The sequence below is a fragment of the Micromonospora sp. WMMC250 genome (assembly GCF_027460215.1).
Taxonomy (GTDB): domain Bacteria; phylum Actinomycetota; class Actinomycetes; order Mycobacteriales; family Micromonosporaceae; genus Micromonospora; species Micromonospora taraxaci.
On record NZ_JAPZBJ010000002.1, the window covers coordinates 7,094,127 to 7,120,945 of the forward strand.

Sequence of the window (26,819 nt, forward strand, 5' to 3'; positions counted from 1 at the left end):
TGACTGTCGGTCAGCACAGTCGGTCAGTGACCGCCGCCGGCCAGGACGAAGACGACGGCCACCCAGACGGCGGCGAGGGTGAAGCCCAGCGGGGCGACGTAGCGGCTCATGGACGGCTCCGGGTGGCGGCTGGACGGTCCGCGATGCGGGGGCGGACCGCAGGGGGTGGGGACGCGCACACGAAGTCGTGACCGGGCGGCTCCCGGCGACCGCCCGGAGTCGGGCGGCGCGGCACACACCTCGGCGTGGGCCGAGGTGGTCGGGAGCGAAGCTGGGTCAGCTCACCAGACTGAGTCGTGGCTCAGCGGGACTGACCATCGGCCCGGCCACGACTGGGAGGATCGCTATCTCGCACAGCGATCACCTCCTGCAAGTCGGGCGGGCCGGAACGTCGATGATCGTACACCGGCGACGCCATCGGAGCGTACTCGGCCGACCGGCCGGCAACCCCTCCACCGCCCGGTCGTCGCGGTGCTCGTGGTCGTCCCGTCCGCACGACGGTGACCAGCACCGCGGCCAGCAGCGGAAGCCAGCCGAAACGAGCCAGCACCCAGCCCGTGCTGTCCGGAGCGGTGTGCAGCCCCGGCAGGGTCAGCCCGCCGCGTGCGGTGAGCGCGGTCACCGTCACCAGGACCGGCTGATGCCACAGGTAGATCCGGACCGCGTGCCGGTTCACCTCGGACACCGCTCGGCCCGGTAGTGGCCGGGTCAGCAGCCGCTCCAGCGTCGGCCGAGCCAGCAGACCCAACCCGACCTGGGTGACCGCCAGCGCCACCGCCAGCAGCGACGGCGGGTTCAGGTTGGACACCCCGGCCCCGGGCACCCCCACCGCGCTCACCGGATAACCCAGCGCCAGCAACGCCCCGAGCGCGGCGGCCCCGCCCGCCGCCAGCGCGCCCGCCACCCACCGGCCGCCCAACCGCCCGTCGGCGTGCGCCACCCCCAGCAGGTACGGCACCGACCAGGCCGCCAACACGGTGACCGGTGGCACGTCGGTGCCGGCCGGTAGCAGACGCACGGTCAGGTCGACCGCCGCGACCACCGCCACCGCCGGTGCGACGATCCGTGCCACCCCGAAGCGTCGTACGGCGGTGCGCAGCGGGCTGGTCACCGCCACCAGGAACACCAGTGGCACCAGGAACCACAGTGGACTGACAGCGAGCCGGAGCGCGACGGCGAGCGTGTCGTCCGAGGTCCCGGCGACGGTGGCGGCGAGCAGCACCGTCGCGCCCACCCCGAGCAGCGCCACCGTCGGCAGCAGCAGCCGACGCAGCCGACGGGCCAGCCAACCGCCCGCCCGTCCACGGTGGCGCGCCAACGACCGGGTCGACCCGAATCCGGCGGTGAAGAAAAACAGCCCGAGCGTCTGCAACACCCAGGTCACCGGAGACAGACCGGGCAGCGCGGTCAGTGGGCTGGCCTGGTGCAGCCCACCGTCACCGGTCAGCACCAGTCCGGTCACCAGCCAGTGTCCCAGCACCACCCCGCCGATCGCGTACGCCCGCAACGCGTCGACGGCACGGTCCCGGCTCACCGGGCGTCCCCGCTCCGGCCGGCGACGGTGCCGAGCGCCACCGCGTCGGAGCCGCCGAGCACCACCGTCGCCGCCGCTACCAGCGTGGCGCTGCCGGCTGCGAGGTAACCGTCGTGCCCGGCCACCCCGCCCACCGGGAGGGGGCGCGCGCCGAACGCCTCGTCGCCCGGACGGCGGCCGAAACCCAGGCCGAGCAGTCGTACCGACGGCACCCGGCGGATCCAGTCGTTCGGCGCCTCCGCCGCCCAGAACCGCCGCCGGCCGGGCAGGTCGTCCGCATGCTGCACTCCGGCGCCGACACCGCCGAGAGTGACCACGTCGGTGACCTGGGTGGGGGCGTCGGCCGCCGCCAGCGACACCACCAGCGCCCCGTAGCTGTGCCCGAGCAGCGTGATCGTCGCCGCTGGACGTCGAGCGGCCAGCTCCCGCAGCAGCACGACCAACCCGGCCGCGCCGCGCCGGGCGCTGCCGCCACCGGCGGCGGTCAGCACCCCGTCGGGCGGGTCGTAACCCAGCCAGGCCAGCACCGCCACCCGCGCCGCCGGCTCGGTCGCCCGCAGCTCCCGGTACAGCTGCCCGGCCTGCACCGCCGGCGCGCGGCGAGCCACCCCGCCCAACCCCCTGTCGAAGTCGGCCAGGGTGCTGCCCACCCCCGGCACCAGCACCGCGATCCGATCCGCGCCGGCCAGGTCGCCGAACACCTCCACCGCGCGGCCGTCGCCACGCGTGTCGAACGTCAGGAACCGGCGTCCGTCGGCAGCCCATTGCGCGTACGGGGGGCCGGCCGCGCGCATCGCCGCCGCAGTGACGGGGTACGCCTCGACGAACCCCGCCGCCATGACCGGCTCGGGTCGGGTCGGCAGCACCAGGTTCACGCCCAGCAGCGCGGCCACCGCCACCCGACCGGCACCTCGTCGTCGCATCACGTTCTCCCTCCGGAATGTCGTCCGGAGGGAGAGTGCGCGGGCGGCCGTGGTTTGGTCGTCATCCCGGGGAGCCGTCTGCGGACTGGCTCCACGGGGCTACTCCCCGGCGGCCACCAGACCGGTCTCGTACGCCAGCACCACCGCCTGGACGCGGTCGCGCAGCCCCAGCTTCGCCAGGATCCGCCCGACGTGTGTCTTCACCGTCTGCTCGGCCACCACCAGGTCGGCGGCGATCTCCGTGTTGTTGCGGCCCCGGGCGATCAACCGCAGTACCTCGGTCTCGCGCGGCGTGAGCCCGGCCAGGTCGGTGGGGCGCGGACGGCGGCGCTCCGGCCGGGCCGCGAACTCGGCGATCAGCCGGCGGGTGACCGCCGGGGCGAGCAGCGCGTCCCCGGCCGCCACCACCCGCACCGCCTGCACCAGATCGGCCGCCGGAGCGTCCTTGAGCAGGAAGCCGCTGGCCCCGGCGCGCAGCGCCTCGTACACGTAGTCGTCCAGGTCGAACGTGGTGAGGATGAGCACCCGGGGTCGCTGCGCCGAGCGGTCACCGAGCAGCTTGCGGGTGGCGGCCAGCCCGTCCATGACCGGCATCCGCACGTCCATCAGCACCACGTCCGGGTCGAGGTGGCGGGCGGCGGTGACGGCCTGCGCGCCGTCGGCGGCGTCCCCCACCACCAGCAGGTCCGGTTGGGCGGCGAGCAGCGCACCGAAGCCCTGTCGGACCATCGCCTGGTCGTCGGCGATCAACACCCGGATCATCGGTCCCCGTCCTCAGCGTCGTACGGCAACTCCGCCGCCACCGCGTAACCCCCGTCGGGCAGCGGCCCGGCGGTGAACGTACCGCCCAGTGAGGTGGCCCGCTCCCGCATACCGGTGAGGCCGTGCCCGGGGTCGCCGTCGGCGGTCGGTGGGGCGTCGGACGGGGAGTTCTCGACGCGTACCGTCAAACCGGCAGGACCGACGCGGACGGTGACCCGCACCGCGGCGCCGGCCGCGTGTCGGGCCGCGTTGGCCAGGCCTTCCTGCACGATGCGGTACGCGGCCAGCCCGACCGGCGCGGGCACCCGCCCGTCGTCTGCCGGCCCAGCGTCCAGGGTGACCGGCAGCCCGGCCCGGCGTGCCGCGTCGACCATCGCGCCCAGGTCGGTCAGGTCCGGCTGTGGTGCGGTCTCCGGCCCGGTCGTCTCGCTGCGCAGCACCCCCAACAGTCGCCGCATGTCGGTCAGCGCGTCGCGGGCCGAGGCGGCGATGGCGACGAACTCGGCAGCCGTCGGGGCCGGTACGTCCGTCAGCCGGTACGGGGCCGTCTCCGCCTGCACCGCGATCAACGACATGTGGTGGGCCACCACGTCGTGCAGCTCCCGGGCGATGCGGGTGCGTTCCTCCAGCACCGCCCGGCGTTCCTGCTCCCGCTCGTTGCGCTCGGTCTGCGCGGCCAGCTCGCGCCGGGACAGCCGGTTGCGCCGGAACAGGTCGCCGACGATCGCGAACGCGCCGAGCATCAGCAGGACAGGCACCCGGTTGTCCGGGTGGACCAGGGTGAACACCGGCACCGTGCTGATCGCCACCACCCAGGCCAGCACCGGCCGGTCGACCCGTGCGACGACCACCGCCAGCACCGCGATCGAGCCGAGCGCCAGCGGTGGGGTCCACGGCCAGGCCTGATCGGCCGGCGCGTTGAACGTGCAGATCAGCAGGGCCAGCACCGTCAGCCGCCACGCCAGCAGCGGACGCCGGGGCAGCACCAGCAGCGGCGCCACGGTCATCGCCGCGAACAGCAGCGCGACCGGCGGCGGCAGACCCCACTCGCTCTCCACGGTCAGCGTGATCAGGAAGAGGCCGAGCGCGGCCAGCAGGCCGACCGGGGCGGCGTACGGGACCAGCGTGGGCCAGCGGGCCAGCAGCGGCCGACCGGGCGGGGCGTCCCGGCCCCACAGGGTCTGCCGGAGGCCCTCGAGGGCCAGGGTGATCGGTCGCCAGTTCACCACCCGGAGGCTACGGGCCGACCCCGTCACGAGGCGTGCCACCAGGGGTTGATCCCCGCGTCGTACCCCGGTGTGACGCGGCTCCCGTTAGCGCTTACCTGCGGGTAACGCCTAGGCTCGCCTGCGACTGAGATCAGCTGAGCAAGGGGGAACAGTGGCCCGTACCGTGCTGGTGACCGGGGGCAACCGGGGGATCGGCCTCGCCATCGCGCAGGCCTTCGCCAAGCAGGGCGACCGGGTGGCGGTCACCCACCGCAGCGGCGACGCGCCCGAGGGGCTGTTCGGCGTACGCGCCGACGTCACCGACGCCGCCTCCATCGACGCCGCGTTCGACGCCGTCGAGGCCGAGCTGGGCCCGGTCGAGGTACTGGTCGCCAACGCCGGCATGACCGCCGACACGCTGCTGCTGCGGATGACCGAGGAGCAGTTCACCGGTGTGGTCGACACCAACCTCACCGGCGCGTTCCGGGTCGCCAAGCGCGCCTCCGGCAAGATGCTCCGCGCCAAGTGGGGCCGTATGATCTTCATCTCGTCGGTGGTCGGTCTCGCCGGTGGTGCCGGGCAGGTCAACTACGCCGCCAGCAAGGCCGGTCTGGTCGGCGTGGCCCGCTCGATCACCCGGGAACTGGGCAGCCGCAACATCACCGCGAACGTGGTGGCGCCCGGCTTCATCGACACCGACATGACCTCCGGCCTGTCCGAGGACCGTAAGGCGGAGATCCGCAAGTCGATCCCGGCCGGCCGGATGGCCAGCCCGGACGAGGTCGCCGGGGTGGTCACCTGGCTGGCGTCCGACAGCGCCGGGTACGTCTCCGGCGCCGTGATCCCGGTCGACGGCGGCCTCGGCATGGGCCACTGACCCCCATCTACGTACGGAGGAACCCCCGGATGTCCGGACTGCTCGCCGGTAAGCGGCTGCTCGTCACCGGTGTCATCACCGACGCCTCGATCGCCTTCTCGGTGGCGAAGCTCGCCCAGGAGAACGGTGCGCAGGTCGTGCTCACCGGCTTCGGTCGGCTCTCCCTGGTCGAGCGGATCGCCAAGCGGCTCCCCGAGCCGGCCCCGGTGATCGAGGTCGACGTGACCAACGCCGAGCACCTGGCCAGCCTCGCCGACCGGGTACGCGAGCACGTCGACGGCCTCGACGGCGTCGTGCACTCGATCGGTTTCGCCCCGCAGAGCTGCCTCGGCGGCGGCTTCCTCGACGCGCCGTGGGAGGACGTGGCGACGGCCCTGCACGTCTCCACCTTCTCGTACAAGTCGCTGGCCATGGCGGCGCTGCCGCTGATGTCGCCCGGCGGCGCGGTCGTCGGCCTGACCTTCGACGCGACGAAGGCCTGGCCGGTCTACGACTGGATGGGCGTCGCCAAGGCCGGTCTGGAGTCCGCATCCCGGTACCTGGCCCTGCACCTGGGCAAGCAGGGCATCCGCAGCAACCTGGTCGCCGCCGGGCCGCTGCGCACCATCGCCGCGAAGTCGATCCCCGGCTTCGACCAGTTCGAGGACGCCTGGACCGAACGGGCCCCGCTGGGCTGGAGCCTCACCGACCAGGAGCCCGCCGCGAAGGCCTGCCTGGCGCTGCTGTCCGACTGGTTCCCGGCGACCACCGGCGAGATCGTGCACGTCGACGGCGGCTACCACGCCATCGGCGCCTGACGTTCCCCACGGCGCTCCCTGGCCACCGTCCGCGTGACCCACACGTCCGGACCAGGGGGCGTCGCCGGGACGTCCCGGCCCAGGGGCGAGAATGACAGCATGTCGTACGACGCGGTGGTGCTGGTGTCCTTCGGTGGCCCGGAGCGGCCCGAGGACGTGATGCCGTTCCTGCAGAACGTGACCCGCGGCCGAGGTGTGCCGCCGGAGCGGCTGGCCGAGGTCGCCGAGCACTACCAGCACTTCGGTGGGGTGTCCCCGATCAACCAGCAGTGCCGGGACCTGTTGGCCGCCGTCCGCGCCGACTTCGCCGCGCACGGTGTCGACCTGCCCATCTACTGGGGCAACCGCAACTGGGACCCGATGCTCGCCGACACCGTCACCCAGATGCGCGACGACGGGGTCACCAGGGCGCTGGCCTTCGTCACCAGCGCGTACGGCGGCTACTCGTCCTGCCGGCAGTACCAGGAGGACATCGCCGCCGCTCGCGCCGCCGTCGGCCCGGACGCCCCGGTGATCGAGAAGCTGCGCCAGTTCTGGGACCACCCCGGTTTCGTCGAGCCGCACGTCGACGCGGTCCGGGCGGCCCTGGGCCAGCTCGACCCGGCGAAGAGGGCCACCACCCGGCTGGTCTTCACCGCCCACTCCATCCCCACCTCGATGGCGGCCAACGCCGGCCCGCACGGCGGCCGGTACGAGGCGCAGCTCCGCGAGACCGCCCGGCTCGTGGCCGAGGCAGCCGCACCGGACCTGGAGTACGACCTCGTCTGGCAGAGCCGCTCCGGCCCACCGCAGGTGCCGTGGCTGGAACCGGACGTCAACGACCACCTCGCCACCCTCGCGCAGGGCGGCACCACCGGCGTGGTGGTCAGCCCGATCGGGTTCGTCTCCGACCACCTCGAGGTCGTGTGGGACCTGGACACCGAGGCACTGGAGACGGCCAAGCAGCTCGGCCTGGACTTCGTCCGGGCAGCCACCCCCGGCGTCGATCCGCGTTTCGTGACCATGGTGCGGGAGTTGGTCACCGAGCGGACCGACCCGGACGGCGCGCAGCTGCGCCGCCGCCTCGGCGACCTGCCGATGTGGGACACCTGCCCGACCGTCTGCTGTGTGCCGACCCGTCGCCCGACGCCTGCTGGGGGAACCGATGCATGACCGTAAGCCCGTGCAGAGTTGGCTGACCGACATGGACGGCGTGCTGGTGCACGAGGGCCAACCGGTGCCCGGCGCGCCGGAGTTCATCAACCGGATGCGCGCCTCCGGCAAACCGTTCCTGGTGCTGACCAACAACTCCATCTACACCCCGCGCGACCTGACGGCCCGGCTCAGCCGGATGGGGCTCGACGTGCCGGAGGAGTCGATCTGGTCGTCGGCCCTGGCCACCGGCCAGTTCCTCGCCGACCAGCGGCCGGGCGGCACCGCGTACGTCATCGGTGAGGCCGGACTGACCACGGCCCTGCACGCGGTCGGTTACGTGCTCACCGACTTCGCCCCGGACTACGTGGTGCTCGGCGAGACCCGTACCTACAGCTTCGAGGCGATCACCAAGGCGGTCCGCCTGATCAACGACGGCGCCCGGTTCATCTGCACCAACCCCGACGTGACCGGTCCGTCGGTGGAGGGCGCCCTGCCCGCCGCCGGCTCGGTCGCCGCCATGATCTCCAAGGCCACCGGGGTGGAGCCGTACTTCGTCGGCAAGCCCAACCCGATGATGATGCGCTCGGCCCTCAACACGATCAACGCGCACTCGGAGAGCACCGCGATGATCGGTGACCGGATGGACACCGACATCCTGTGCGGCCTGGAGGCCGGGCTGGAGACGATCCTGGTGCTGACCGGGATCAGCAGCCGTACCGAGGCGGAGCGCTACCCGTACCGGCCGTCCCGGATCGTCAACTCCGTCGCGGACCTGCTCGACGAGATCTGACCGGCTGACCGGCTGACCGGCTGGCCGCGCTGCGCCGCGCTGCGCTGCGCGCCGGCGGCGCTGCCCCCCGAGTGATCGCGCTGCAACCAGGATGTAGTGGTCACCGTCCGCGCCGGAGGCCACTCATCCATGATCGAGCGCGATCATGCAAGGCGGGCGCGCGTGGGGCCTCCGGCGGAGCTGCGCCCCGCGACGGTTGACGCATTCGAGCGATATACCTCTGAGTCATATAAATACCTCTGAGGTATATCGCTTTCGGCCAACCGGCCGTCGACCCGGAGCGTCACCCCGGCGAACACCGGTACGGTGCTCGGCAAGCGGCCCTCGCGGGTGACCGGTCAGGGGCGGAGCGGGGCGTTGCAGGCTGCGACCAGCGCCTGCCGGCAGGCTGCGGTGAGCGGACGCAACGCGGCGTCGCGCTGCTGGGCCTCGTAGTTGTTGATCGCGCCCCCGGGGGCGGCGTGCCCGGCCAGCGCGAGCACCCGGTCGAGCACCGCGGCCCGGGCGAAGAGCCGACGGGCCCGCGGGTCGAACCCCGGTGGCAGGTCGGTGGCACCGTCGGGGCGGCGCAGCGCGGCCAGCGCGCCGGCCAGCTCGGGCCGCCACTGGGCCACGTCCAGGCGGGTCAACGCGGCGGTCGTTTCGGCGAGCGCGGCGGCCAGCTCGGCCTCCGCCTCGGCGGCGCCGGGCAACGACAGTGACGCGGCGGGGGCGTTGGCGGGCAGCGGGTACACCCGCCACAGCACGGTCTCGAAGCAATCCCCCGAACCGGAGGTGTGCGAGCGGACCTCCGGGATCAACCCGAGCCCGCCGGCCACCACCGCCTCGCCCGCGACCAGCGCCGCACCGGCGAAGTCACCGGGCCCGGGCAAGCCCCGAGGGTCGCCGGGCGCGGGCAGCACCAAGCGGATCTCGTCCGGGGAGAGCTTGGCCAGAGTGGGCAGCGCGGCGCCCAGCGGGACGTCGGTCCAGGTGCCGGGGGCGTCCGCGACGAGGTGCTCCTCGTCGCCGGCGATGGCGTCGGCGACTTCGTCGTACGGCACCAACCCGGCGCGCCACGCGCGCACCCAGGCAACGAACCGGCTCGACCGGCGCGGCGCGAGTGTGGCCGCGCCCGTTGCGGGGGTGGACATGCCGAAAGGGTACGTGGTCACCACCGGCCGTGTCTCGACTGCCGCTCCGGCCGCCCGCCCTGCCCCGAACTGCTCCCTTCACCCCATTCCCTGCCCCCGCCCCAAACCCCTCCCGCCCCGTCGTCCGCCCCCGTTCGCGTCGATCATGGAGCAGTGGTGGGCGATACTCGGCTCTTGGGGGGTTTGTGGAGCACCACAACTCCATGATCGACGAGGCCAGGGCTGCGCCGGGCCCGGTGTGGTGGGGAACCTGGGGGCGGTGTGTCGGGAGGTGGCGTGGAAGCCGGGGAGTTAGCGTGATCGACATGGCGGGGCGATACGGCGAAGACGTGTTGGCGGGGGACTGGCGGCGGCGGAAGGTCACCCCCGAGGTGGACGCCGAACCGGACCTCGTGGTCGAGGACGCCGACTCGGGGTTCTGCGGCGCCGTGGTCGGCTTCGAAGCCGGCGCGGTCGTGTTGGAGGACCGGCACGGCAAACGGCGCAACTTTCCGTTGCTACCCGCGGCGTTCCTGCTCGACGGTCGCCCGGTCACCCTGCGCCGGCCGACCCGCGCGCCGGTGCCGGCGGCCCGTCGACGCACGGCGTCCGGCTCGGTGGCGGTGGACAACGTCCGGGCGCAGGTCGCCAAGGCGAGCCGGATCTGGGTGGAGGGCATCCACGACGCCGCGCTGGTCGAGAGAATCTGGGGCGACGACCTGCGCATCGAGGGCGTTGTCGTGGAGCCGTTGGACGGCATCGACGACCTCGACGCCGACGTACGCGACTTCGGCCCCGCCCCGACCCGACGACTCGGCGTCCTCGTCGACCACCTGGTGCCGGGCAGCAAGGAGAGCCGCATCGTGGCCCGGGTGACCTCGCCGTACGTGCTGGTGACCGGCCATCCCTACGTGGACGTCTGGCAGGCGGTCAAGCCGACGGCGCTGGGCATCGCGGCGTGGCCGGTGGTGCCGCCGGGGCGACCGTGGAAGGAAGGGGTCTGCGCGGCCCTCGGGGTGGCCGAGCCGGCCGACATGTGGCGGCACATCCTGTCCCGGGTGAACAGCTTCGCCGACGTGGAAACCCCACTGATCAACGCCATGGAACGCCTCATCGACTTCGTCACCGAACCAGCCTGACCCGCAGCCCCGCCCCGCATCGCCCGCCCGCCGCCCGCCCCAAGATCCGCGCAGTTTCCCCGATGTTGCTGTCTCACCGCGTTCGGAGGCAGCAACATCCCTGATGTTGTGCGGATCTTGCAGGTAGGGCGGTCGAGGGAGGGGCGGGGCGCGGCGAGGGCTGGGCGGCGTGCTCTCAGGGCTCCTGGTCGGGGGTGCGGGTGTAGACGAAGGTGGCGATGTCCAGCGCGACCGCCCGGCCCTGCTCGTCGCGGTGCACGGTGAGGATCTCGCCGTCCTGCCCACCGGCTCGTCCACGCCAGCGGTCGGGGCCCTCGGCGACGAAGTGGAGGTTCGGTGCGCCGACCGGGCCGGCGCGCAGGTCGCCGTCGGCGTCCGCGTACACCTCGATGGTGGTGCCCATCCACCACCAGCGGCCGGTCAGCTCGGCGAGTTCGGCGGGCGGTGGGGTGGTGGCCGGCAGCCACGGGGCGACCGGAGCGGGTTCGGTGTCCAACACCATCGTGAGCAGCCGCCGTCCGAGCGCGCCGAGGTGCACGTTGCGCAGGGTGTACGCGTTGACCAGGCCGACCACTGCGGTACGGCTGGGCCGGTGTACGGCCAGCGAGGCGCCGTAGCCGGGCATCGATCCGCCGTGTCCGACGTACACCCGGTTGCCCTCCCGGAACAGCTCCAGGCCGAGGCCGTGCCCGTGGGTCCAGGCCTCGTGGTCGCTGATGACGACGGGGGAGCACATCTCGGTCAGTGTGCCGGCGGCCAGCACCGACGGGTCGGGGTCGGCCAGGAACGCGGCCCACCTGCCCAGGTCCTCGATCGTGGACCAGAGCTGCCCGGCGGGGGCCATCGCGCCGGTGTCGGTGCGCGGTTCCTCGCGCAGGGTGTCGTGCCAGGGGTGTACGACGTAGCCGCGCGCGTACGGCTCGGTCGCGTCGTACGTGGTGCGACCCATGCCCAGCGGGGTGAGGATGCGCTGGCCGAGCAGGTCGACCCACTGTGTTCCGGTGAGCGCTTCGAGCACTCCGCCGAGCAGTCCGTACGCCAGGTTGGAGTAGTGGTACGTGGCGTGCGGCGGGTAGGCGATCTTGTCGGCGGTGACCCCGGCGAGCAGGGTGGGCAGGTCGACGCCCTCGGCCCGCTCCCACCAGTCGCCGTCGGGTTCGCGTTGCAGGCCGCTGGCGTGCCCGAGGAGTTGGCGCACGGTGAGCGTGCCGAGGCCGGTGCCCGGTAGGTGCTTCTCCAGCGGGTCGTCGACGGTGAGCCGGCCGGCGTCGCGCAGCTGCATGATCAGGGTCGCGGTCATGGTCTTGCTGATCGAGCCGAGCCGGTACTGCAGGTCGACGTCTGGGCGGGGGTGCTCGCCGGCGGTGGCCACGTGCGTCAGGGTGCCGTCGCGGACGACGCCCATCACCAGCGACGGGGCGTGCCCGTCGCGCTGTGCCTGGGCGACCTGGTCGTCGATCTGTCGGGCGGTCTCGGGCAGCAGGGGCAACGGGGTCTCCTCGGGTCGGCTCGGGCGCCCGGATCACGGTCAGAGAGGGCTTCGCCGAGCCTACTGATCTTCGCGAGGAGGCCGCGCGTGCATTTGCGTGTCACGATCGTGGGGTGGACGCGGTGGTGTGGATCGTATTGGGTGTGTTGCTGGCGGTCGCCGAGATCTTCACGACGACGCTGTTTCTGATCATGTTCGGGGTCGGTGCGTTCGCCGCCGCCGGGGCCGCCGCTCTGGGCGCGCCGGTGGCGGTGCAGGCGCTGGTCTTCGCTGTGGTGTCGGCGTTGAGCCTGGTGGTGGCTCGGCCGGTCATCCGGCGGCACCAACGGTCCGCGCTGGACAGCGGTGAGCAGCCGTTCGGCGTGGAGGCGATCGAGGGCTCCACGGCGCTGGTGCTGGAACGGGTGGACGCCGAGCACGGTCTCGTCAAGATCGACGGCGAGCTGTGGACCGCCCGGTCGTACGACACGACGCAGGTTCACGACCCCGGTCAACGTGTTCGGGTGATAAAGGTCCGGGGCGCGACCGCCCTGGTGTGGCAGGACGATGTTTCTTCCCCCGGCGAGCTGCCGGAAGCGAGAGGGTGAACGGGATGACAGTCATTGGGGTGCTGATCATCGCGGTGGCGTTGATCGCCGTGATAACGCTGGCGAAGGCGGTGCGGATCGTGCCGCAGCAGCGCCAGGACGTGGTGGAACGGCTCGGTAAGTACAAGCGCACCCTCAGCCCCGGCCTCAACCTGCTGGTGCCGTTCATCGACGCGGTTCGTACCAAGGTCGACATGCGGGAGCAGGTGGTCAGCTTCCCGCCGCAGCCGGTGATCACCTCGGACAACCTGGTGGTCTCGATCGACACGGTCCTCTACTTCAAGGTGGTCGACTCGGTTCGCGCGACCTACGAGATCTCCAGCTTCCTTCAGGCCATCGAGCAGCTCACCGTCACGACACTGCGTAACGTGATCGGTTCGCTGGACCTGGAGCGGGCGCTGACCAGTCGCGACGAGATCAACCGGCACCTGTCCGGTGTGCTGGACGAGACCACCGGCCGCTGGGGCATCAAGGTGACCCGTGTGGAGATCAAGGCGATCGAGCCGCCGGCCAGCATCCGCGACTCGATGGAGAAGCAGATGCGCGCCGAGCGGGACCGCCGCGCGGCGATCCTGACCGCCGAGGGGCACAAGCAGTCGCAGATTCTCACCGCCGAGGGTGAGAAGCAGTCGGCGGTGCTGCGGGCCGACGGTGACCGGCAGGCCCGCATCCTGCAGGCCGAGGGCCAGGCGAAGGCGATCCGCACGGTCTTCGACGCGATCCACCAGGCGAACCCGAGCCAGAAGGTGCTCGCCTACCAGTACCTGCAGGCCCTCCCGCAGATCGCCCAGGGCAGCGCCAACAAGGTCTGGATCGTCCCGGCCGAGCTGACCAAGGCCCTGGAGGGGATGGGTGGCGCCCTCGGTGGGTTGAGCCAGATGGTGGGGGACCTGCCGGCGCCGGAGGCCGCGGACCACGCGAGCCAGGTGGAGCGCGAGGCCGCTGAGGCCGCGGAGGCCGCCGCCGCGGCGGCCCAGCAGATCCACGACGAGGTACGCGTCGCCGAGGCGCAGGCCACCGGCGGTAACAAGCCGCAGGGGCTGCCGGCACCGGAGCCGGTGTCTCCGCTGAGTCTGGTCGAGGACCCGGCCGACCAGCGCGAGCGCGGCTGATCCTGGTACACAGGCCGGCAATCCGGCGTTAATACGAGAAATGCTCATGGGGCGCTCCGACGCCTGCCACGATCGGTCCTAGGACGGGTGGTGACCAGGCAATCGGGGCGCCCCGGCGCGTCTCGCACCGCTCGTGGACGAGCGAGGTGACGCATGAAGGATCCGGCGAAGCGGATGTGGTCCTCGGCCCCGGTGCGGGGCGCGCACGACCCGGTTGCCCCGCTGGGGTCCCGCCGCACCGGTGGCGGTTTCGGCGTACTGCCCTTCGTCGGCGAGCCGACCCCGGGCGCTCCGGCCACGAACGCCAGTTGGGCCTGGTCGGTGCGGAAGTTCGCGCGGGCCGCCGTGTGGCTGCTGCCCGCGTACGCCATCCTCTACGGCGCGGTGGCGATGGCCAGCGACGGCGGGGTGGGCAACGACCCCTATCCGGCCGACGGCCGGGCGGTGTACCTGATCGGCTGGGTGGCCGCGGTGTGGCTCGGCCTGCTCGCGCTGCTTGCCCTCGCCGGGCTGCTCGCCGCGACCCGCAGCCGCCGGGTGGCCGCCGCCGGGCTGCTGGTCAGCATCGCCGGCACGGTGCTGATGCTGCCCTTCGCCGGGCTCGCCGAGCAGACGCCGGTCTTCGGCACCACCGCACGGTCGCTGGTCCTGCTCGGGGCGACCTTCTACAGCGTGGGCTGGTTCCTCACCGGGTGGGCGGTGGCGCGCTCGGGCACGTTCAGCCTCGGCGACGGCGTCATGTTGATCATCGCTGCGCCGCTTCTCGGCCTCGGCGGCGCCCTGATCGGTTCGCTCCAGACGTTCGGCGCGATCTTCGTGCTGATCGCCGGCATCGGCATCGGCTACCGCTCCGGCCGCCTGATGCCCCGCGAAACCGCCCAAGATGCCGCCGCCGCCAGCCTGAGCACCCCGGCCCCCTGACCCTCTCCCCGGTGATCAAGAGGTTTGCGTCAAGAATCGCCCCGCATCTGACGCAAACCTCTTGATCACCGAGACGGGACGGTGGGGGTTGGCTGGTGGGGGGCCGTGAAGTTGCTGACAATCCTGCTGCGGGGCTGGCCGGTTGGCGGTTTTTGTGGCAATCCTGGGGAGCATGGCCGCCTCCCGCTCGCCGCTGTCGCGGCTGTTCACCGTGCTGCTCGCCGGCGTGCTGGCCGGGCTCGTCCTGGCAGTCGCCGCACTGCCGGGCAACCTGCTGCTCGGGCTCAGCGCCCGTGCCGCCCTCGGTTCGTACGCCGCGTTGCCGGCCTCGCTGAAGACCCCGGCCACCCCGCAGCGCTCGTACCTCTACGCCAACGACGGCAAGACGCTGATCACGACGTTCTACGACGTGAACCGTACCGACGTCCCGTTGGCGGACATCGCCCCGGTGATGCGGCAGGCGATCGTGGCGGCCGAGGACCGGCGCTTCTACGACCACGGCGGCGCTGACCTGCGCGGCCTCGCCCGGGCGCTGGTGGCCAACGTCAAGGGTGGCGGCACCGAGCAGGGTGGCTCGACGCTGACCATGCAGTACGTCCGCAACGTGCTCAAGACCGACCCCACCCGCACCGCCGAGGAGCGCGCCGCCGCCACCGACCCCACCGTCGGCCGCAAGATCCAGGAGATCAAGTACGCGAGCGCGCTGGACAAGAGCCTCGGCAAGGACGAGATCCTCGACCGGTACCTGAACATCGCCTACTTCGGCTCCGGCGCGTACGGGATCGCGGCGGCCAGCCAGCGGTACTTCGGCAAACCGCCGGCACAGCTGACCCTCGCCGAGTCGGCCCTGCTCGCCGGGCTGGTGCAGTCCCCGGACGCGTACAGCCCGATCGACGGCGACAAGAACGAGGCGTTGGCCCGCCGGTCGTACGTGCTGGATTCGATGGTCGCCACCAACGCGATCACCGCAGCGCAGGCCGCCCAGGCCAAGGCGGAGCCGCTGACCCTGCACCCGACCGCCCAGCCCAACGGCTGCACCGCCGTCTCCCAGGGCCACGACGACTGGGGATTCTTCTGCGACTACCTGCGTCAGTGGTGGCGGAGCCAGCCGGCGTTCGGCGCCACCGTCGCGGAGCGCGAGCAGGCCCTGCGCTCGGGTGGCTACACGGTGATCACCACGCTGGACCCGAAGATCCAGGCCACCGCGCAGCAGCAGGCCACCAAGGTGTACGGGTACGACAACAAGCGCGCCCTGCCGATCGCGGCGGTCCAGCCGGGCACCGGGCAGGTGCTGGCGATGGCCGTCAACCGGCACTACAGCCTGGCCGACAACCCGGCCGGGCAGGCGAACCACCCGAACACCGTCAACCCGTTGATCTCCGGTGGGGCCAGCGTCGACGGGTACCAGGCGGGTTCGACGTTCAAGATGTTCACCATGCTCGCCGCGTTGGAGTCGGGCCGTACCCTCTCCACCGGCTTCGACGCGCCGGCCAAGCTGCCCACCCGGTACGCCGCCGAAGGTCCGGGCAGTTGCGACGGGCACTGGTGCCCGGCGAACGCCAACCCGGACTGGATGGACGGGTACCGGATGATGTGGGACGGCTTCGGCCGCTCGGTGAACACCTACTTCGTCTGGCTGGCCGAGCAGGTCGGCCAGGACAAGGTGGTCGAGATGGCGCAGCGGCTCGGCATCACGTTCCGCGCCGACTCGGACGCGGCCTTCGCCAAGGACAACGCCGCGAACTGGGGTTCGTTCACCCTCGGCGTGGCCGCCACCACCCCGCTGGACCTTGCCAACGCGTACGCCACGGTCGCCGCCGAGGGCACCTACTGCACGCCGGTGCCGGTGGTCTCGGTGACCGACGCGAGCGGTGCGAAGGTGCCGGTCGGTCAGCCGTCCTGCAAGCGGGTCCTCGACCCCGACGTCGCCCGTGCCGCGACCGACGCCGCTCGCTGCCCGGTGGGTCAGCAGTCCGCGTTCGGGCAGTGCAACGGTGGCACCGCGACCGGTGTGAACGGCATCCTCGACGGCCGGCCGGTGGCGGGTAAGACGGGCAGTTCGGAGCAGAACTCCACCGAGACGTTCGTCGGTTTCACCCCGCAGGTCGCGGTTGCCGGCATCGCCGCCAACCCGGACGACCCGGCCGACTCGGTGGGTTCCGCGGTGCAGACCAAGGTGATCGACGCGGTCGCCCGGGTCATCGCCACCGCCGTCAAGGGCCAGCCGGAGAAGGCGTTCGCAGCGCCCAGCAAGGAGTTGGCCGGCAACCCCCGCCGTCCGGTCGAGCGGCCGGCGGTCCCGCAGACCCCGCAGAACCAGAACGAGGACCGCCTGTCGCCGCTGGAGCGCTGGCTGAACCGCCGAGGCTGACCCCGCCCGGGGGTCAGCGGTCGCGGCGGCGGCGAGGGCGGTAGCTGGCGAGGGTGGCCGGAAGGCCGCGGCGGACGATCCCGGCCCAGTCGGTGTCGCCCCGCAGCACCGCCGCCGCGGTCTTGCGGGCCTGCTCGGCGGTGAAGTGCGGCGGTAGCATCAACTCGGCCGGGTCGACCAGGGCGTTGATCACCACCGGCCGGTCGGCGGAGAGCGCCCGGTCCCACACGCCGGGCAGTTGCTCCGGTGAGTCGACCAGCTCGCCGCGCAGCCCGAGCACCTCCGCCCACTGGTGGTAGGCGATGTCCGGCAGTTGCTGGCTGTCCGGGAACATCGGCGTCCCCTCGGTGGAGCGCTGTTCCCAGCTGACGAACGCCAGGTCCCGGTTGTTGAGCACCAGCACCACGAACCGCGGATCGGCCCAGCTACGCCAGTACTTGGCCACGGTGATCAGCTCGTTGACCCCGTTCATCTGCATGGCGCCGTCGCCGATCAGCGCGACCAACGGCCGGTCCGGGTGGGCGAACTTGGCGCTCAACGCGTACGGCATGGCGCCGCCCATGGACAGCAGCGTGCCGGACAGGCTGGCCAGCATCCCGGGGCGGACCTGGATGTGCCGGGCGTACCAGGCGGTGGTGGTGCCGCAGTCGACGGCGAGCAGCACGTCGTCGGGCAGCCGTTCGTTGAGGGTGTGGAAGAGCAACTGCGGGTTGACCGGGTCGGCGGCCTGTTCGGCCAGGTCGCGTTGCACCCGACGCCAGGCCGAGGTCGCCTCGGCGATCTCGGCCCGCCAGGCGGTCGGTGCGGGGCCGGGGCCCAGCTCGTCCAGCAGCGCCCGCAGTGTGGGGCGGGCGTCGCCGGTCAGGTTCACCTCGGTCGGGTACCGCAGCCCGAGTTGGGTGCCGTCCAGGTCGATCTGGACCGCACGGGCCTGTCCGGGTGGGGTAGAACTCCGAGTACGGCATGTTGCTGCCCACGATCAGCAGCCGGTCGCAGCCGGTCATGAGCTGCCAGCTCGGTCGGGTGCCGAGCAGCCCGATCGCGCCGGTCACCCACGGCTCGCGGTGGTCGACGGCGGTGAAGCCGAGCAGGGCGGTGGCCACGCCGGCCCCGAGCCGGTCGGCGATCTCGCGGACCTCGTCACGCGCGCCGAGCGCGCCCTGCCCGACCAGCATCGCCACCCGCTGCCCGCCGCGCAGCACCTCGGCGGCCCGGCGTACGTCCGCCTCCGGTGGCACTGTCGGCGTGCTGCTCGGCGCGTTGCTGGTCTGGTAGTAGCCGTGCGCGTGCGGCGGGTCCACGACCGCCGGCTCGTCCTGGATGTCGAGGGGGAGGATCAGGGCGGTGACGGTACGTCGGGCCAGCGCCGTGCGGCACGCGCGGTCGACCAGGTGCCGGACCTGCGCGGGGTGGTCGAGTTGGGCCAGGAAGGCCGCTGCCACGTCCTTGTAGAGGGCGAGCAGGTCGACCTCCTGGTAGTAGCCGCCACCCTCGGCGGTGGTGGCGGTGTGCCCGACCAGGGCGACCACGGGCTGGTGGTCGAGCTTCGCGTCGTACAGGCCGTTGAGCAGGTGGATGGCACCGGGTCCGCTGGTGACCAGGGCGCAGCCCAGTGGCCCGCCGCCGTACTTGACGTGCGCGGACGCGGCGAAACCGGCGGTCTCCTCGTGGCGTACCTGGATGAACTGGGCGCGCTCGTCGGTGCGTTGCAGGGCGGAGGTCATGCCGTTGATGCCGTCGCCGGGGTAGCCGAAGTAGCGGTGCACGCCCCAGCTGAACAGTCGCGACACGATGTGGTCGGCGACGGTCGGGTGCCGGGGCAGAGCGCCCGCTTGGTGCGGTGCCGTGTGGTCCGTGCTCACCTGGCTGGTCCTTCCCGTCGGATCCCTGCTGTGCCGGTCATTCCCCTTCTTCTCCGGACAAAACACCCCGGCTGGCGGGTGTCGGAGGGGGAGTCCCGCCGTCCGGCAGAATCGTCGGGTGCCCGTCCACCAGATCACCGACCCTGACGACGACCGGATCGCCGACTACCGAGCGCTCACCGACGTCGAGCTGCGTACCCGCTGGGAACCGCCGCACGGACTGTTCATCGCCGAGGGGGAGCTGGTGCTGCGCCGGGCGCTGCGCGCGGGCTACCCGGCCCGGTCGTACCTCGTCGACGCCAAGCGCGTCGACCAGCTCGCCGACCTGGACACCGGCGACGCGCCGGTCTACGCCGCGACGCCCGACGTCTTGCAGCAGGCCACCGGTTTCCACGTACACCGTGGGGTGTTGGCGTCGTTCCGCCGCCGGTCGCTGCCGACGGCGGCCGAGGTGCTCGCCGCCGCGCGCCGGATCGTGATCCTGGAGGACGTCAACAACCACACCAACCTCGGGGCGATCTTCCGGGGCGCCGCCGCGCTCGGCGTCGACGCGGTGCTGCTGTCGCCGACCTGCGCCGACCCGCTGTACCGGCGCAGTGTGCGGGTCAGCATGGGGGAGGTGTTCGCGGTGCCGTACGCCAAGCTCGATCGCTGGCCGGCGGGCCTGGACCAGGTGCGCGAGGCCGGATTCACGGTGCTCGCCATGACGCCCGCGCCGGACGCCGTACCCATGCAGCGGTTGACCCCGGCGCAGCGCGAGCGGGCGGCGTTGCTGCTCGGAGCCGAGGGGCCCGGCCTGACGGCGGCGGCTCAGGCGGCCAGCGACGTGCGGGTGGTCCTCCCGATGCGACGCGGGGTGGACTCGTTGAACGTGGCCGCCGCCGCGGCGGTGGCGTTCTGGGAGTTGGGCCGCGACGACGCGCCGAGCGACAGCGAGTAACCGCTTCGACTTGCATGGCCATACGTTCTATTGCATAATTTTCCCCGTGTCCAAGGTTCTCACCTCCCTGCCCACCGGCGAACGTGTCGGCATTGCCTTCTCCGGCGGCCTCGACACCTCTGTAGCTGTCGCGTGGATGCGCGACAAGGGCGCGATTCCCTGCGCCTACACCGCCGACATCGGCCAGTACGACGAGCCCGACATCGCCTCGGTACCCGGTCGCGCGCTCAGCTACGGCGCCGAGTTGGGCCGCCTGGTCGACTGCCGCGCCGCCCTGGTCGAGGAGGGCCTCGCGGCGCTGACCTGCGGCGCGTTCCACATCCGTTCCGGCGGGCGGGCGTACTTCAACACGACCCCGCTGGGTCGCGCCGTCACCGGGACGCTGCTGGTGCGGGCGATGATCTCCGACGACGTCCAGATCTGGGGCGACGGCTCGACGTTCAAGGGCAACGACATCGAGCGGTTCTACCGGTACGGCCTGCTGGCCAACCCGATGCTGCGGATCTACAAGCCGTGGCTGGACACCGCCTTCGTCACCGAGTTGGGTGGGCGTAAGGAGATGTCGGAGTGGCTGCAGGAGCGCGGCCTGCCCTACCGGGACAGCACCGAGAAGGCCTACTCCACCGACGCCAACATCTGGGGCGCCACGCACGAGGCGAAGACCCTGGAGCACCTCGACACCGGCATCGAGACGGTCAACCCGATCATGGGCGTCCGGTTCTGGGACCCGTCGGTGGAGATCCCGACCGAGGACGTCACCGTCGGCTTCGACCAGGGCCGCCCGGTCACGATCAACGGCAAGGAGTTCGGCAACGCCGTCGACCTGGTGCTGGAGGCCAACGCCATCGGCGGCCGGCACGGCCTGGGCATGTCCGACCAGATCGAGAACCGGATCATCGAGGCCAAGAGCCGGGGCATCTACGAGGCCCCCGGCATGGCGCTGCTGCACTACGCGTACGAGCGGCTGGTCAACGCCATCCACAACGAGGACACCCTGGCCAACTACCACAACGAGGGTCGCCGCCTCGGCCGGCTGATGTACGAGGGCCGTTGGCTGGACCCGCAGGCGCTGATGCTGCGCGAGTCGTTGCAGCGTTGGGTCGGCACCGCCGTCACCGGAGAGGTGACGCTGCGGCTGCGCCGGGGCGAGGACTACTCGATCCTCGACACCACCGGTCCGGCGTTCAGCTACCACCCCGACAAGCTGTCCATGGAGCGCACCGAGGACTCGGCGTTCGGCCCGTCGGACCGGATCGGCCAGCTCACCATGCGCAACCTGGACATCGCCGACTCGCGGGCGAAGCTGGAGCAGTACGCCTCCCTGGGCATGGTCGGCGGCGCGGCCCCGCAGCGGGTCATCGGGGCGGCGCAGGCGGCCTCGACCGGGCTGATCGGCGCGATGCCCGAGGGCGGCGCGGAAGCCATCGCCTCCCGGGGTGTCGCCTCCGCCGAGGACGAGGCGCTCGACCGCGCCGCCATGGAGTTCGGCGTCGACTGAGCCCGTCCTGCCAGGTCGCCGAGCCGGGGCGGGCCCATGCCGCCGCCCCGGCTCGCGTCGCCGGCCGCTGTTCGAGATCCGGCGTCACGGACGGTAGCGTGGCGGCCGTGTTCCCTACCGTCCGTGAGGTCCTCGCCCTGGACCCCGTCCGCCACGGCGCGCCGCGCGTGGTCGGCGGAGACGCGGGGCTGGACCGGCCGGTCCGGTGGATACACATCGCCGAGGTGCCGGACATCGCCACCCTGCTGGGCGGCGGCGAGCTGGTGCTCACCACCGGCATCGGCCTTCCCGGCGACGACGCGGGCCTGCGCGCGTTCATCGGTGACCTCGCCGACGTCGGCGTCTCCGGACTCGTCGTCGAGTTGGGCCGCCGCTACCTCACCGGGGTGCCCCGGGTGATGGTCGCCGCCGCCGAGCGGCGTGGACTTCCCCTGGTGGAGCTGCGTCGGGCCACCCCGTTCGTGCGGATCACCGAGGCGGTGCACGCGCTGATCGTCGACGCGCAGCTCACCGAGCTGCGCGCCACCGAGGAGATCCACCAGCGCTTCAACGACCTGTCCGTCGAGGGCGCCGACACCGCCGAGGTCATCCGGCAGGCCGCCGAACTGTCCGGATGCCCGGTGGTCCTGGAGAACCTCTCCCGGCAGGTGCTCGGGTACGACCCGGCGGGCGAGAGCGCCGAACTGCTGCTCGACGGCTGGGAGCAACACTCCCGGCGGATCCCCCTGACCGGGCGTACCGCGTACGACAGGGACAGCGGTTGGTTGGTCACCGCCGTCGGCGCGCGAGGTCAGGACTGGGGGCGGCTGCTGCTGCGCTGGCCGGCCAGCGGCGACGTTCCCAGCGCCCAGTCCGGCGAGCCGACCGCCGGGCCGCCCACCCGGCTCACGATCCTCCTCGAACGGGCCGCGTCCACGCTCGCGTTGGGTCGACTGATCCGCCGTGACGCCGAGGGGCTGGAGCGGCAGATCCACCGCACCCTGCTCACCGCGCTGCTCGACCACTCCCGGCCGGTGGACGAGGTCGCGCTGCGGGCCAAGGCGCTCGGTGTGGTGCTCGACCGTCGGCACCTGGTCGGCGTGATGGTCCGACACCGGGCCGAGGACCTGGTCGGGGAGAACGGCCCGGAGGCGGGTCAGGCCCGGCTGCGGGACCTCTCCGAGGCGGTCGGTCAGGCGCTGCGGGAGGCGAAGCTGACCGCGCTGACCAGCGCTGTCGACGACAACTCGGTGGGCGTGCTGCTGGCCCTGACCGACCCGGCCGCCGAGGACCGCGCGCTGTCCGCGTTCGCCACCACACTCCGTCGGGTACGCCTCGACTCCGGCATGGCCCGGGCGGCACCCGGTGCTGACCCGGCCCGGGGTGTCGGTGCGGGCGCGGTGATCGTGGCCGCCGGTTCCGGGGTGGCGAGCCTGCGGGAGGCCCGACGCTCGCTGGTCGAGGCACGGCAGATCGCCGAGGCCGCCCGCCGGGACCGGCGGGACCTGCCGGTCTTCCGTCTTCCGCACGTCGGGCTGGCCGGGTTGCTGCACCTGCTGCGCGACGAGCCCCGACTACAGACCTTCGTGGAACGTGAACTCGGCGCACTGTTGGAGTACGACGCCCGGCACCCCCGGGAGCAGTTGCTCGACACCCTGCGCGCGTACCTCGAACAGGGCCGCAACAAGACCGCCGGCGCCGCCGCCGCCCACCTGTCCCGGCCCGCGTTCTACGAACGCCTGGCCCGCATCGCCCGCATCCTCGACGTCGACCTGGACTCGGTGGAGGCGAGCCTGTCCCTGCACGTGGCCCTACTGGCCCTGGAAGCAGTCCGCACCCCCTGACCGCCTTTCGTGGTTGATCAAGAGGTTTGCGTCACGGACAGCGCGACTTTTGACGCAAACCTCTTGATCAACACGGTGGGAGTCAGAGGTTCAGGGTTTTCGCGTAGGTCGGGGGGATGTGGTTGGGGCCGCCGGGGGTGAAGACGTCCGTCGACGCCACCGCGGACCAGGCTGTCGCGGGGACCGCCTCCACCAGGGCGCGGATCACCGGGGCGTCGCGCCACTGGTCCTGCTCGGCGAGTAGACCGAGGGCCACCACCGACTCCTCGACCTCGCCCACGCACTCGAACGGCTTGTGCCCGTCCACGCCCAGCAGCTCCCGGTAGCCGGGGATCTGCTCCGGGTCGGCGAGCAGGTCACCGCCGAAGATGTGCGTGACCCGCTCCCGCGACATGAACGGCGCCATGGCCAGGAAGACGAAACGGCACTTCGGGCAGTCGCGGCACCAGCGCTCGCTCGCGTCGTGCAGCTTGAACGCGGCGTTGCAACTGGTCACCACGTCGTCGTACCGGGTGATCTCGGCGAACAGCCGGGCGATGTGCAGCTCCGACAGTGACCGCAGCAGCGAGAAGTACGGGTCGGTCAGGCCGGCGTGCTCGGCCAGCGCCGACCGCAGCAGCCCTTCCGCCTCGACACCCTTGGACCACTGGTGGTTGATCTCGTGGCCGTCCCAGACCAGGTTCGGGTCGGACGCCGAACGCTCGTTGGACATCACCACCGGGCCGAGCCCGTGCAGCACGGCGGTGGCCACCGCGATCAGCGAGTTGATCGCGGTGACCGGGATGTGCCCGTTCAGGGCGCCGGCCTTGTTCAGGTCGAACAGCACCGGGTCGATCCGCCGCCGGGCAGCGAGGGGGGTCAGCCCGGACGCCTCGTTGACCGCCACGATCACGTGGTTCGGGTTGACCGAGAACGGCACCGGGTCCAGTTCGGCGCGACGCAGCGCCTCCAGGCTGACGATCGAGTCCTTGCCACCGCCGACCGCGGAAAGGGGGCGACGGTCGGAGTCGTCGTACACCCGGGGCGGCTCCGGCGAGCCCGCCGGCACCTCGGGGCGCAGCTGGAGCACGTGCGGCAGCTGGTTGCGGTACGCGTACTCCGCGAGGCCCTTGGTGTAGACGGCAGTGACGTAGTCGACGACGGCCGCGCCCAGCGGCGCCGGCAGCACCAGCCGGGGCGGCGCGGCGGCCTTGTAGTAGCTGACGCCGGCGACGAGGTGCAGCACCTCCAGCACCCGGTTGAGGGTCGCCACGGTCTCGTCCGAGGGTGGCTCCGCCGGCAGCGGAAGGGTGATCACCTCGGTGAACCGCTGCTCACCGGCGGGACCGGTCAGGGCGTAGTCGAACAACACCTCGCCCGTGGCGAAGTCGATCGAGTAGGACGGGAAGGTGAAGGCGTCCATCCGCCGTAGCTGCTCGTTAGGCACACGCCATACTAGGCCCTGGTTCGTCCGGCCGTGTCCGGACCGGACCTGCCCCGCCGCCACCGTAACCTCCGAGGAGAGTCCAGTGCGCCTGTCTGACCTGCGCGGACGTACCGTCGCCGTCTGGGGCACCGGTCGGGAAGGTCGGGCCGCTGTGACCGCGATCGCCGCCCACGGCCCGGCCGATCTGGTCGCCGTCGACGACAGCGCGAACTTCCTGTCGCTGCCCTGGGAAGGCCCGTTGGCCGAGGCCGCCCCGCTGGTGACCGGCGAGGCGGGCTTCGAACGGCTGGCCGCCGCGGACGTGGTGGTCCGCTCTCCGGGCGTGCCGCAGACCCACCCGTGGCTCGTCGAGCTGCGTCGACGCGGGGTCATGGTGACCCAGGGCACCGCGCTGTGGATGGCCGACCACGCCGCCCGCACCGTCGGGGTCACCGGCAGCAAGGGCAAGAGCACCACCTCCAGCCTGATCAGTCACCTGCTCACCGCGATGGGCCGGCCGAACGTCTTCGGCGGCAACATCGGGGTGCCGACCCTGGACCTGCCCGAGGCGGAGCTGTACGTGCTGGAGCTGTCCAGCTACCAGTGCAGCGATCTCGCCGACTCGCCACGGGTGGCGGTGGTCACCGCGCTCTTCCCCGAACACCTCGACGCGCACGGTGGGGAGCGGGAGTACTACCGGGACAAGCTCAACCTGCTCGCCCACGACCCGCAGACGATCGTCGTCAACGGTGGCGACCCGAGGCTCGCTGCCGAGTTGGGGGAGTTGCCGGCGGTCCGGGCCGGTCGCCCCGACAGCACCCACGTCGCCACCGGCGCCGACGGCACACTCTGGTTCCACAGCGGTGACCAGCCACTCTTCCCGCGTGCCGTGCTCCCGCTGGTTGGCCGGCACAACGAGGGCAACCTGTGCGTCGCGCTCGCCGTCCTCGACGCGCTCGGCGTCGACGTGGTGGCCGGCAAGGACCACCTCGCCATCGCGGTCGCCGAGTTCCAGGGGTTGGCCCACCGGCTCACCGAGATCACCGACCCGTCCGGGTTGACCTTCGTCGACGACACCCTCGCCACCAGCCCGTACGCGGCGATGCACGCGATCGACGCGTACGACGGGCGGCCGTTGACGGTGATCGTCGGAGGCAACGACCGAGGGCTGGACTACACGCCGTTGGCCGAGCACCTGGCCGAGCGGGAGCTGACCGTCATCGGTATTCCGGACAGCGGCGTACGCATCGTCGAGGCACTCGCCAACCTGCCGAAGGTACGGACCGAGGTGGTCGACGACCTGGTGGACGCGGTGCGGCTGTCCCGGGAGGTGACCCCGGTCGGCGGGGTGGTGCTGCTGTCACCGGCCGCGCCCAGCTACGGCCGGTTCCGCAACTTCGAGCACCGCTCCGAGGTCTTCGCCCAGGCGGTGGCCGACACGGCCGGCTGAGCCAGGCGGTAGCCGACACGGCCGGCTGAGCCCGGCCATAGCCGAACGACCGGCTGACGCCTCAGCCGGACCGCAGCCCGGTGCGCAGGGCGCGCATCGAGCGGATCGCCGAGCGGATCTCCTGAAGATAGCGGCCCGGGGTGAGCGTCTGCTCGGGGAGGACCGCCAGGTCGGCCACCGCCGGGTCCACCCCGACCGTGTCGATGTCGCAGCCGTAGGGCACGGCCAGGGTGCGCAGCGCGTCGCAGTGCTGGAACGGTACGTAGATCGGCGCGGTGACCGTCAGCACCTCGTCGCCCGGGGCGAGCCGGACGTGCCCGGCCCAGAAGCGTTGCGTGTCGGCGGTGTGGGCCCGTCGACGGTCCGGTTCGCTGGACGGCGCGGCCAGCACCCGTACCGGTGGGAGGCCTGCCGGTCGGTAGGTCCGCGACGACCAGGAGTGGTGCGGGTGGCCCGCGTCGACGCCGGCCTGCTCGGTCGGGGCGGCCACCTCGAACACCCGCCGGACGGCGCTGTCCAGCACGTCCACCTCGGTGGCGTCGGCGGGCAGGCCCGCGTCGGCCAGGGTCCGGCGTTCCCAGTCCGACAGTGGCCGGAAGCTGCCCAACACGGCGACCTCGCCGGTCACCGTGAGGCCGGCGCGGAGCAGGTGCGCGGCGTACCCGACGCGGCGGACACAGGCGTGCGCCAGGCCGCCGAGCACCACCAGGTGGGCGTACGCCGGGCGGGCCGGCGGCACCGGGTGGATCAGCCCGAGAGCGGCGGCCGTGTCGAGGACCAGGGCGGTGGTGGCGGGATCGAGGTCGGGCTCGCGAGCGTCGGGCCGCTCCCGACCGCCCCGGAAATCCCAGTGTCGGGCGGAGAAGTCGTCCAGGAACCGCAGCACCTCGGCCAGGTCGCCGGCGGGCCAGTCGCCGCCGAAGTGGCGGACCAGGCCGCGCAGGGAAGTGGAGCAGACCCAGGCCCGGACGTCCTGCGTGATCCGCTCGGCGACCGTCGGAGATGCGTCCGCTCTGTGCACCTGCCGGATGCTACCGGTGTGCCGTCACGGGCTGTTGTAGCTGGTGTTTACGCTGGCGACAGCG

The 26,819-nt window shown here is 72.3% G+C and carries 22 protein-coding genes and 1 pseudogene; 13 read left to right on the forward strand and 10 right to left on the reverse strand.

Going from position 1 to position 26,819, the window contains the following annotated elements; genetic code table 11:
- Positions 1-23: 23 nt before the first annotated feature.
- The 5 genes from O3438_RS32310 to O3438_RS32330 all read right to left on the reverse strand — a co-directional run bounded on the left by O3438_RS32310 (position 24) and on the right by O3438_RS32330 (position 4,445).
- Positions 24-179, reverse strand: a complete 156-nt coding sequence (locus O3438_RS32310) for a hypothetical protein (protein ID WP_167524799.1) — start codon at positions 177-179, stop codon at positions 24-26.
- Positions 180-301: 122 nt separating this feature from the next.
- Positions 302-1,534: an acyltransferase family protein gene (locus O3438_RS32315; protein WP_269683264.1), complete on the reverse strand. Its 1,233-nt coding sequence runs from the start codon at positions 1,532-1,534 to the stop codon at positions 302-304.
- Entirely contained in the window at positions 1,531-2,457 is a 927-nt protein-coding gene (locus tag O3438_RS32320; protein WP_269683265.1) for an alpha/beta hydrolase, read from the reverse strand. The genes O3438_RS32315 and O3438_RS32320 overlap by 4 nt, the downstream gene beginning before the upstream one ends.
- Positions 2,458-2,556: 99 nt before the next feature.
- The gene (locus tag O3438_RS32325; RefSeq protein ID WP_145779918.1) at positions 2,557-3,219 is read right to left on the reverse strand and encodes a response regulator; all 663 of its coding nucleotides are present in this window, start codon (positions 3,217-3,219) and stop codon (positions 2,557-2,559) included.
- Positions 3,216-4,445, reverse strand: coding sequence for a sensor histidine kinase (locus tag O3438_RS32330; RefSeq protein ID WP_269683266.1), 1,230 nt, complete (start codon positions 4,443-4,445; stop codon positions 3,216-3,218). The genes O3438_RS32325 and O3438_RS32330 overlap by 4 nt, the downstream gene beginning before the upstream one ends.
- Before the next feature lie 154 nt (positions 4,446-4,599).
- Here O3438_RS32330 and fabG point away from each other — a divergent pair, with 154 nt between their 5' ends.
- The 4 genes from fabG (at position 4,600) to O3438_RS32350 (ending at position 8,025) form a co-directional block, all read left to right on the forward strand.
- Positions 4,600-5,304, forward strand: coding sequence for a 3-oxoacyl-ACP reductase FabG (gene fabG / locus O3438_RS32335; protein WP_145779920.1), 705 nt, complete (start codon positions 4,600-4,602; stop codon positions 5,302-5,304).
- 29 nt (positions 5,305-5,333) lie between these two features.
- Positions 5,334-6,101, forward strand: a complete 768-nt coding sequence (fabI, locus tag O3438_RS32340; protein WP_269683267.1) for an enoyl-ACP reductase FabI — start codon at positions 5,334-5,336, stop codon at positions 6,099-6,101.
- Between the two features lie 99 nt (positions 6,102-6,200).
- On the forward strand, positions 6,201-7,253 hold the full coding sequence (locus O3438_RS32345; RefSeq protein ID WP_269683268.1) for a ferrochelatase: 1,053 nt from the start codon (positions 6,201-6,203) through the stop codon (positions 7,251-7,253).
- Positions 7,246-8,025 carry an HAD-IIA family hydrolase gene (locus O3438_RS32350; RefSeq protein ID WP_088988620.1) on the forward strand — a complete coding sequence of 260 codons (780 nt, stop codon included), beginning with the start codon at positions 7,246-7,248 and terminating at the stop codon, positions 8,023-8,025. The genes O3438_RS32345 and O3438_RS32350 overlap by 8 nt, the downstream gene beginning before the upstream one ends.
- Before the next feature lie 338 nt (positions 8,026-8,363).
- Here the strand turns inward: O3438_RS32350 and O3438_RS32355 are convergent, their stop codons facing one another.
- Positions 8,364-9,158 carry a hypothetical protein gene (locus O3438_RS32355; RefSeq protein ID WP_088991540.1) on the reverse strand — a complete coding sequence of 265 codons (795 nt, stop codon included), beginning with the start codon at positions 9,156-9,158 and terminating at the stop codon, positions 8,364-8,366.
- Positions 9,159-9,463: 305 nt separating this feature from the next.
- Here O3438_RS32355 and O3438_RS32360 point away from each other — a divergent pair, with 305 nt between their 5' ends.
- Positions 9,464-10,276, forward strand: a complete 813-nt coding sequence (locus O3438_RS32360) for a DUF3097 domain-containing protein (RefSeq protein WP_269683269.1) — start codon at positions 9,464-9,466, stop codon at positions 10,274-10,276.
- A gap of 175 nt (positions 10,277-10,451) precedes the next feature.
- On the opposite strand, the gene O3438_RS32365 is transcribed toward O3438_RS32360, so the two are convergent.
- Positions 10,452-11,765: a serine hydrolase domain-containing protein gene (locus O3438_RS32365; RefSeq protein ID WP_269683270.1), complete on the reverse strand. Its 1,314-nt coding sequence runs from the start codon at positions 11,763-11,765 to the stop codon at positions 10,452-10,454.
- Positions 11,766-11,878: 113 nt separating this feature from the next.
- On the opposite strand from O3438_RS32365, the gene O3438_RS32370 reads away from it, so the two are divergent.
- From O3438_RS32370 to O3438_RS32385, 4 genes are all read left to right on the forward strand, one after another.
- Positions 11,879-12,352, forward strand: coding sequence for an NfeD family protein (locus O3438_RS32370; protein ID WP_088988621.1), 474 nt, complete (start codon positions 11,879-11,881; stop codon positions 12,350-12,352).
- Positions 12,353-12,357: 5 nt separating this feature from the next.
- On the forward strand, positions 12,358-13,464 hold the full coding sequence (locus O3438_RS32375; RefSeq protein ID WP_269683271.1) for an SPFH domain-containing protein: 1,107 nt from the start codon (positions 12,358-12,360) through the stop codon (positions 13,462-13,464).
- A 153-nt stretch (positions 13,465-13,617) separates the two neighbouring features.
- On the forward strand, positions 13,618-14,385 hold the full coding sequence (locus O3438_RS32380; RefSeq protein WP_269683272.1) for a hypothetical protein: 768 nt from the start codon (positions 13,618-13,620) through the stop codon (positions 14,383-14,385).
- Between the two features lie 172 nt (positions 14,386-14,557).
- Positions 14,558-16,756 carry a transglycosylase domain-containing protein gene (locus tag O3438_RS32385; RefSeq protein ID WP_269683273.1) on the forward strand — a complete coding sequence of 733 codons (2,199 nt, stop codon included), beginning with the start codon at positions 14,558-14,560 and terminating at the stop codon, positions 16,754-16,756.
- A 13-nt stretch (positions 16,757-16,769) separates the two neighbouring features.
- Here the strand turns inward: O3438_RS32385 and O3438_RS32390 are convergent.
- Positions 16,770-18,618 (reverse strand): annotated as a pseudogene (locus O3438_RS32390) (thiamine pyrophosphate-requiring protein).
- Between the two features lie 28 nt (positions 18,619-18,646).
- Here O3438_RS32390 and O3438_RS32395 point away from each other — a divergent pair.
- From O3438_RS32395 to O3438_RS32405, 3 genes are all read left to right on the forward strand, one after another.
- Positions 18,647-19,558 carry a TrmH family RNA methyltransferase gene (locus O3438_RS32395; protein ID WP_442929752.1) on the forward strand — a complete coding sequence of 304 codons (912 nt, stop codon included), beginning with the start codon at positions 18,647-18,649 and terminating at the stop codon, positions 19,556-19,558.
- 46 nt (positions 19,559-19,604) lie between these two features.
- Positions 19,605-21,056, forward strand: a complete 1,452-nt coding sequence (gene argG, locus O3438_RS32400) for an argininosuccinate synthase (RefSeq protein WP_269683275.1) — start codon at positions 19,605-19,607, stop codon at positions 21,054-21,056.
- A 107-nt stretch (positions 21,057-21,163) separates the two neighbouring features.
- The gene (locus O3438_RS32405; protein WP_442929686.1) at positions 21,164-22,879 is read left to right on the forward strand and encodes a PucR family transcriptional regulator; all 1,716 of its coding nucleotides are present in this window, start codon (positions 21,164-21,166) and stop codon (positions 22,877-22,879) included.
- Positions 22,880-22,961: 82 nt separating this feature from the next.
- Here O3438_RS32405 and O3438_RS32410 read toward each other — a convergent pair whose 3' ends face one another.
- On the reverse strand, positions 22,962-24,305 hold the full coding sequence (locus O3438_RS32410) for a hypothetical protein (RefSeq protein ID WP_269683277.1): 1,344 nt from the start codon (positions 24,303-24,305) through the stop codon (positions 22,962-22,964).
- Between the two features lie 82 nt (positions 24,306-24,387).
- Between O3438_RS32410 and murD the strand changes: the two genes are divergently transcribed.
- Positions 24,388-25,734, forward strand: a complete 1,347-nt coding sequence (gene murD, locus O3438_RS32415) for a UDP-N-acetylmuramoyl-L-alanine--D-glutamate ligase (protein ID WP_269683278.1) — start codon at positions 24,388-24,390, stop codon at positions 25,732-25,734.
- A gap of 61 nt (positions 25,735-25,795) precedes the next feature.
- Here murD and O3438_RS32420 read toward each other — a convergent pair whose 3' ends face one another.
- Positions 25,796-26,755, reverse strand: a complete 960-nt coding sequence (locus O3438_RS32420; RefSeq protein WP_269683279.1) for a hypothetical protein — start codon at positions 26,753-26,755, stop codon at positions 25,796-25,798.
- Positions 26,756-26,819 lie beyond the last annotated feature (64 nt).

Excerpts from the sequence above, each read along its gene's own strand:
- O3438_RS32320 (WP_269683265.1), bottom strand. The coding sequence starts at position 2,457 with ATGCGACGACGAGGTGCCGGTCGGGTGGCGGTGGCCGCGCTGCTGGGC.
- O3438_RS32325 (WP_145779918.1), bottom strand. The coding sequence starts at position 3,219 with ATGATCCGGGTGTTGATCGCCGACGACCAGGCGATGGTCCGACAGGGC.
- fabI (WP_269683267.1), top strand. The coding sequence starts at position 5,334 with ATGTCCGGACTGCTCGCCGGTAAGCGGCTGCTCGTCACCGGTGTCATC.
- O3438_RS32345 (WP_269683268.1), top strand. The coding sequence starts at position 6,201 with ATGTCGTACGACGCGGTGGTGCTGGTGTCCTTCGGTGGCCCGGAGCGG.
- O3438_RS32350 (WP_088988620.1), top strand. The coding sequence starts at position 7,246 with ATGCATGACCGTAAGCCCGTGCAGAGTTGGCTGACCGACATGGACGGC.
- O3438_RS32355 (WP_088991540.1), bottom strand. The coding sequence starts at position 9,158 with ATGTCCACCCCCGCAACGGGCGCGGCCACACTCGCGCCGCGCCGGTCG.
- O3438_RS32360 (WP_269683269.1), top strand. The coding sequence starts at position 9,464 with ATGGCGGGGCGATACGGCGAAGACGTGTTGGCGGGGGACTGGCGGCGG.
- O3438_RS32375 (WP_269683271.1), top strand. The coding sequence starts at position 12,358 with ATGACAGTCATTGGGGTGCTGATCATCGCGGTGGCGTTGATCGCCGTG.
- O3438_RS32380 (WP_269683272.1), top strand. The coding sequence starts at position 13,618 with ATGAAGGATCCGGCGAAGCGGATGTGGTCCTCGGCCCCGGTGCGGGGC.
- O3438_RS32385 (WP_269683273.1), top strand. The coding sequence starts at position 14,558 with ATGGCCGCCTCCCGCTCGCCGCTGTCGCGGCTGTTCACCGTGCTGCTC.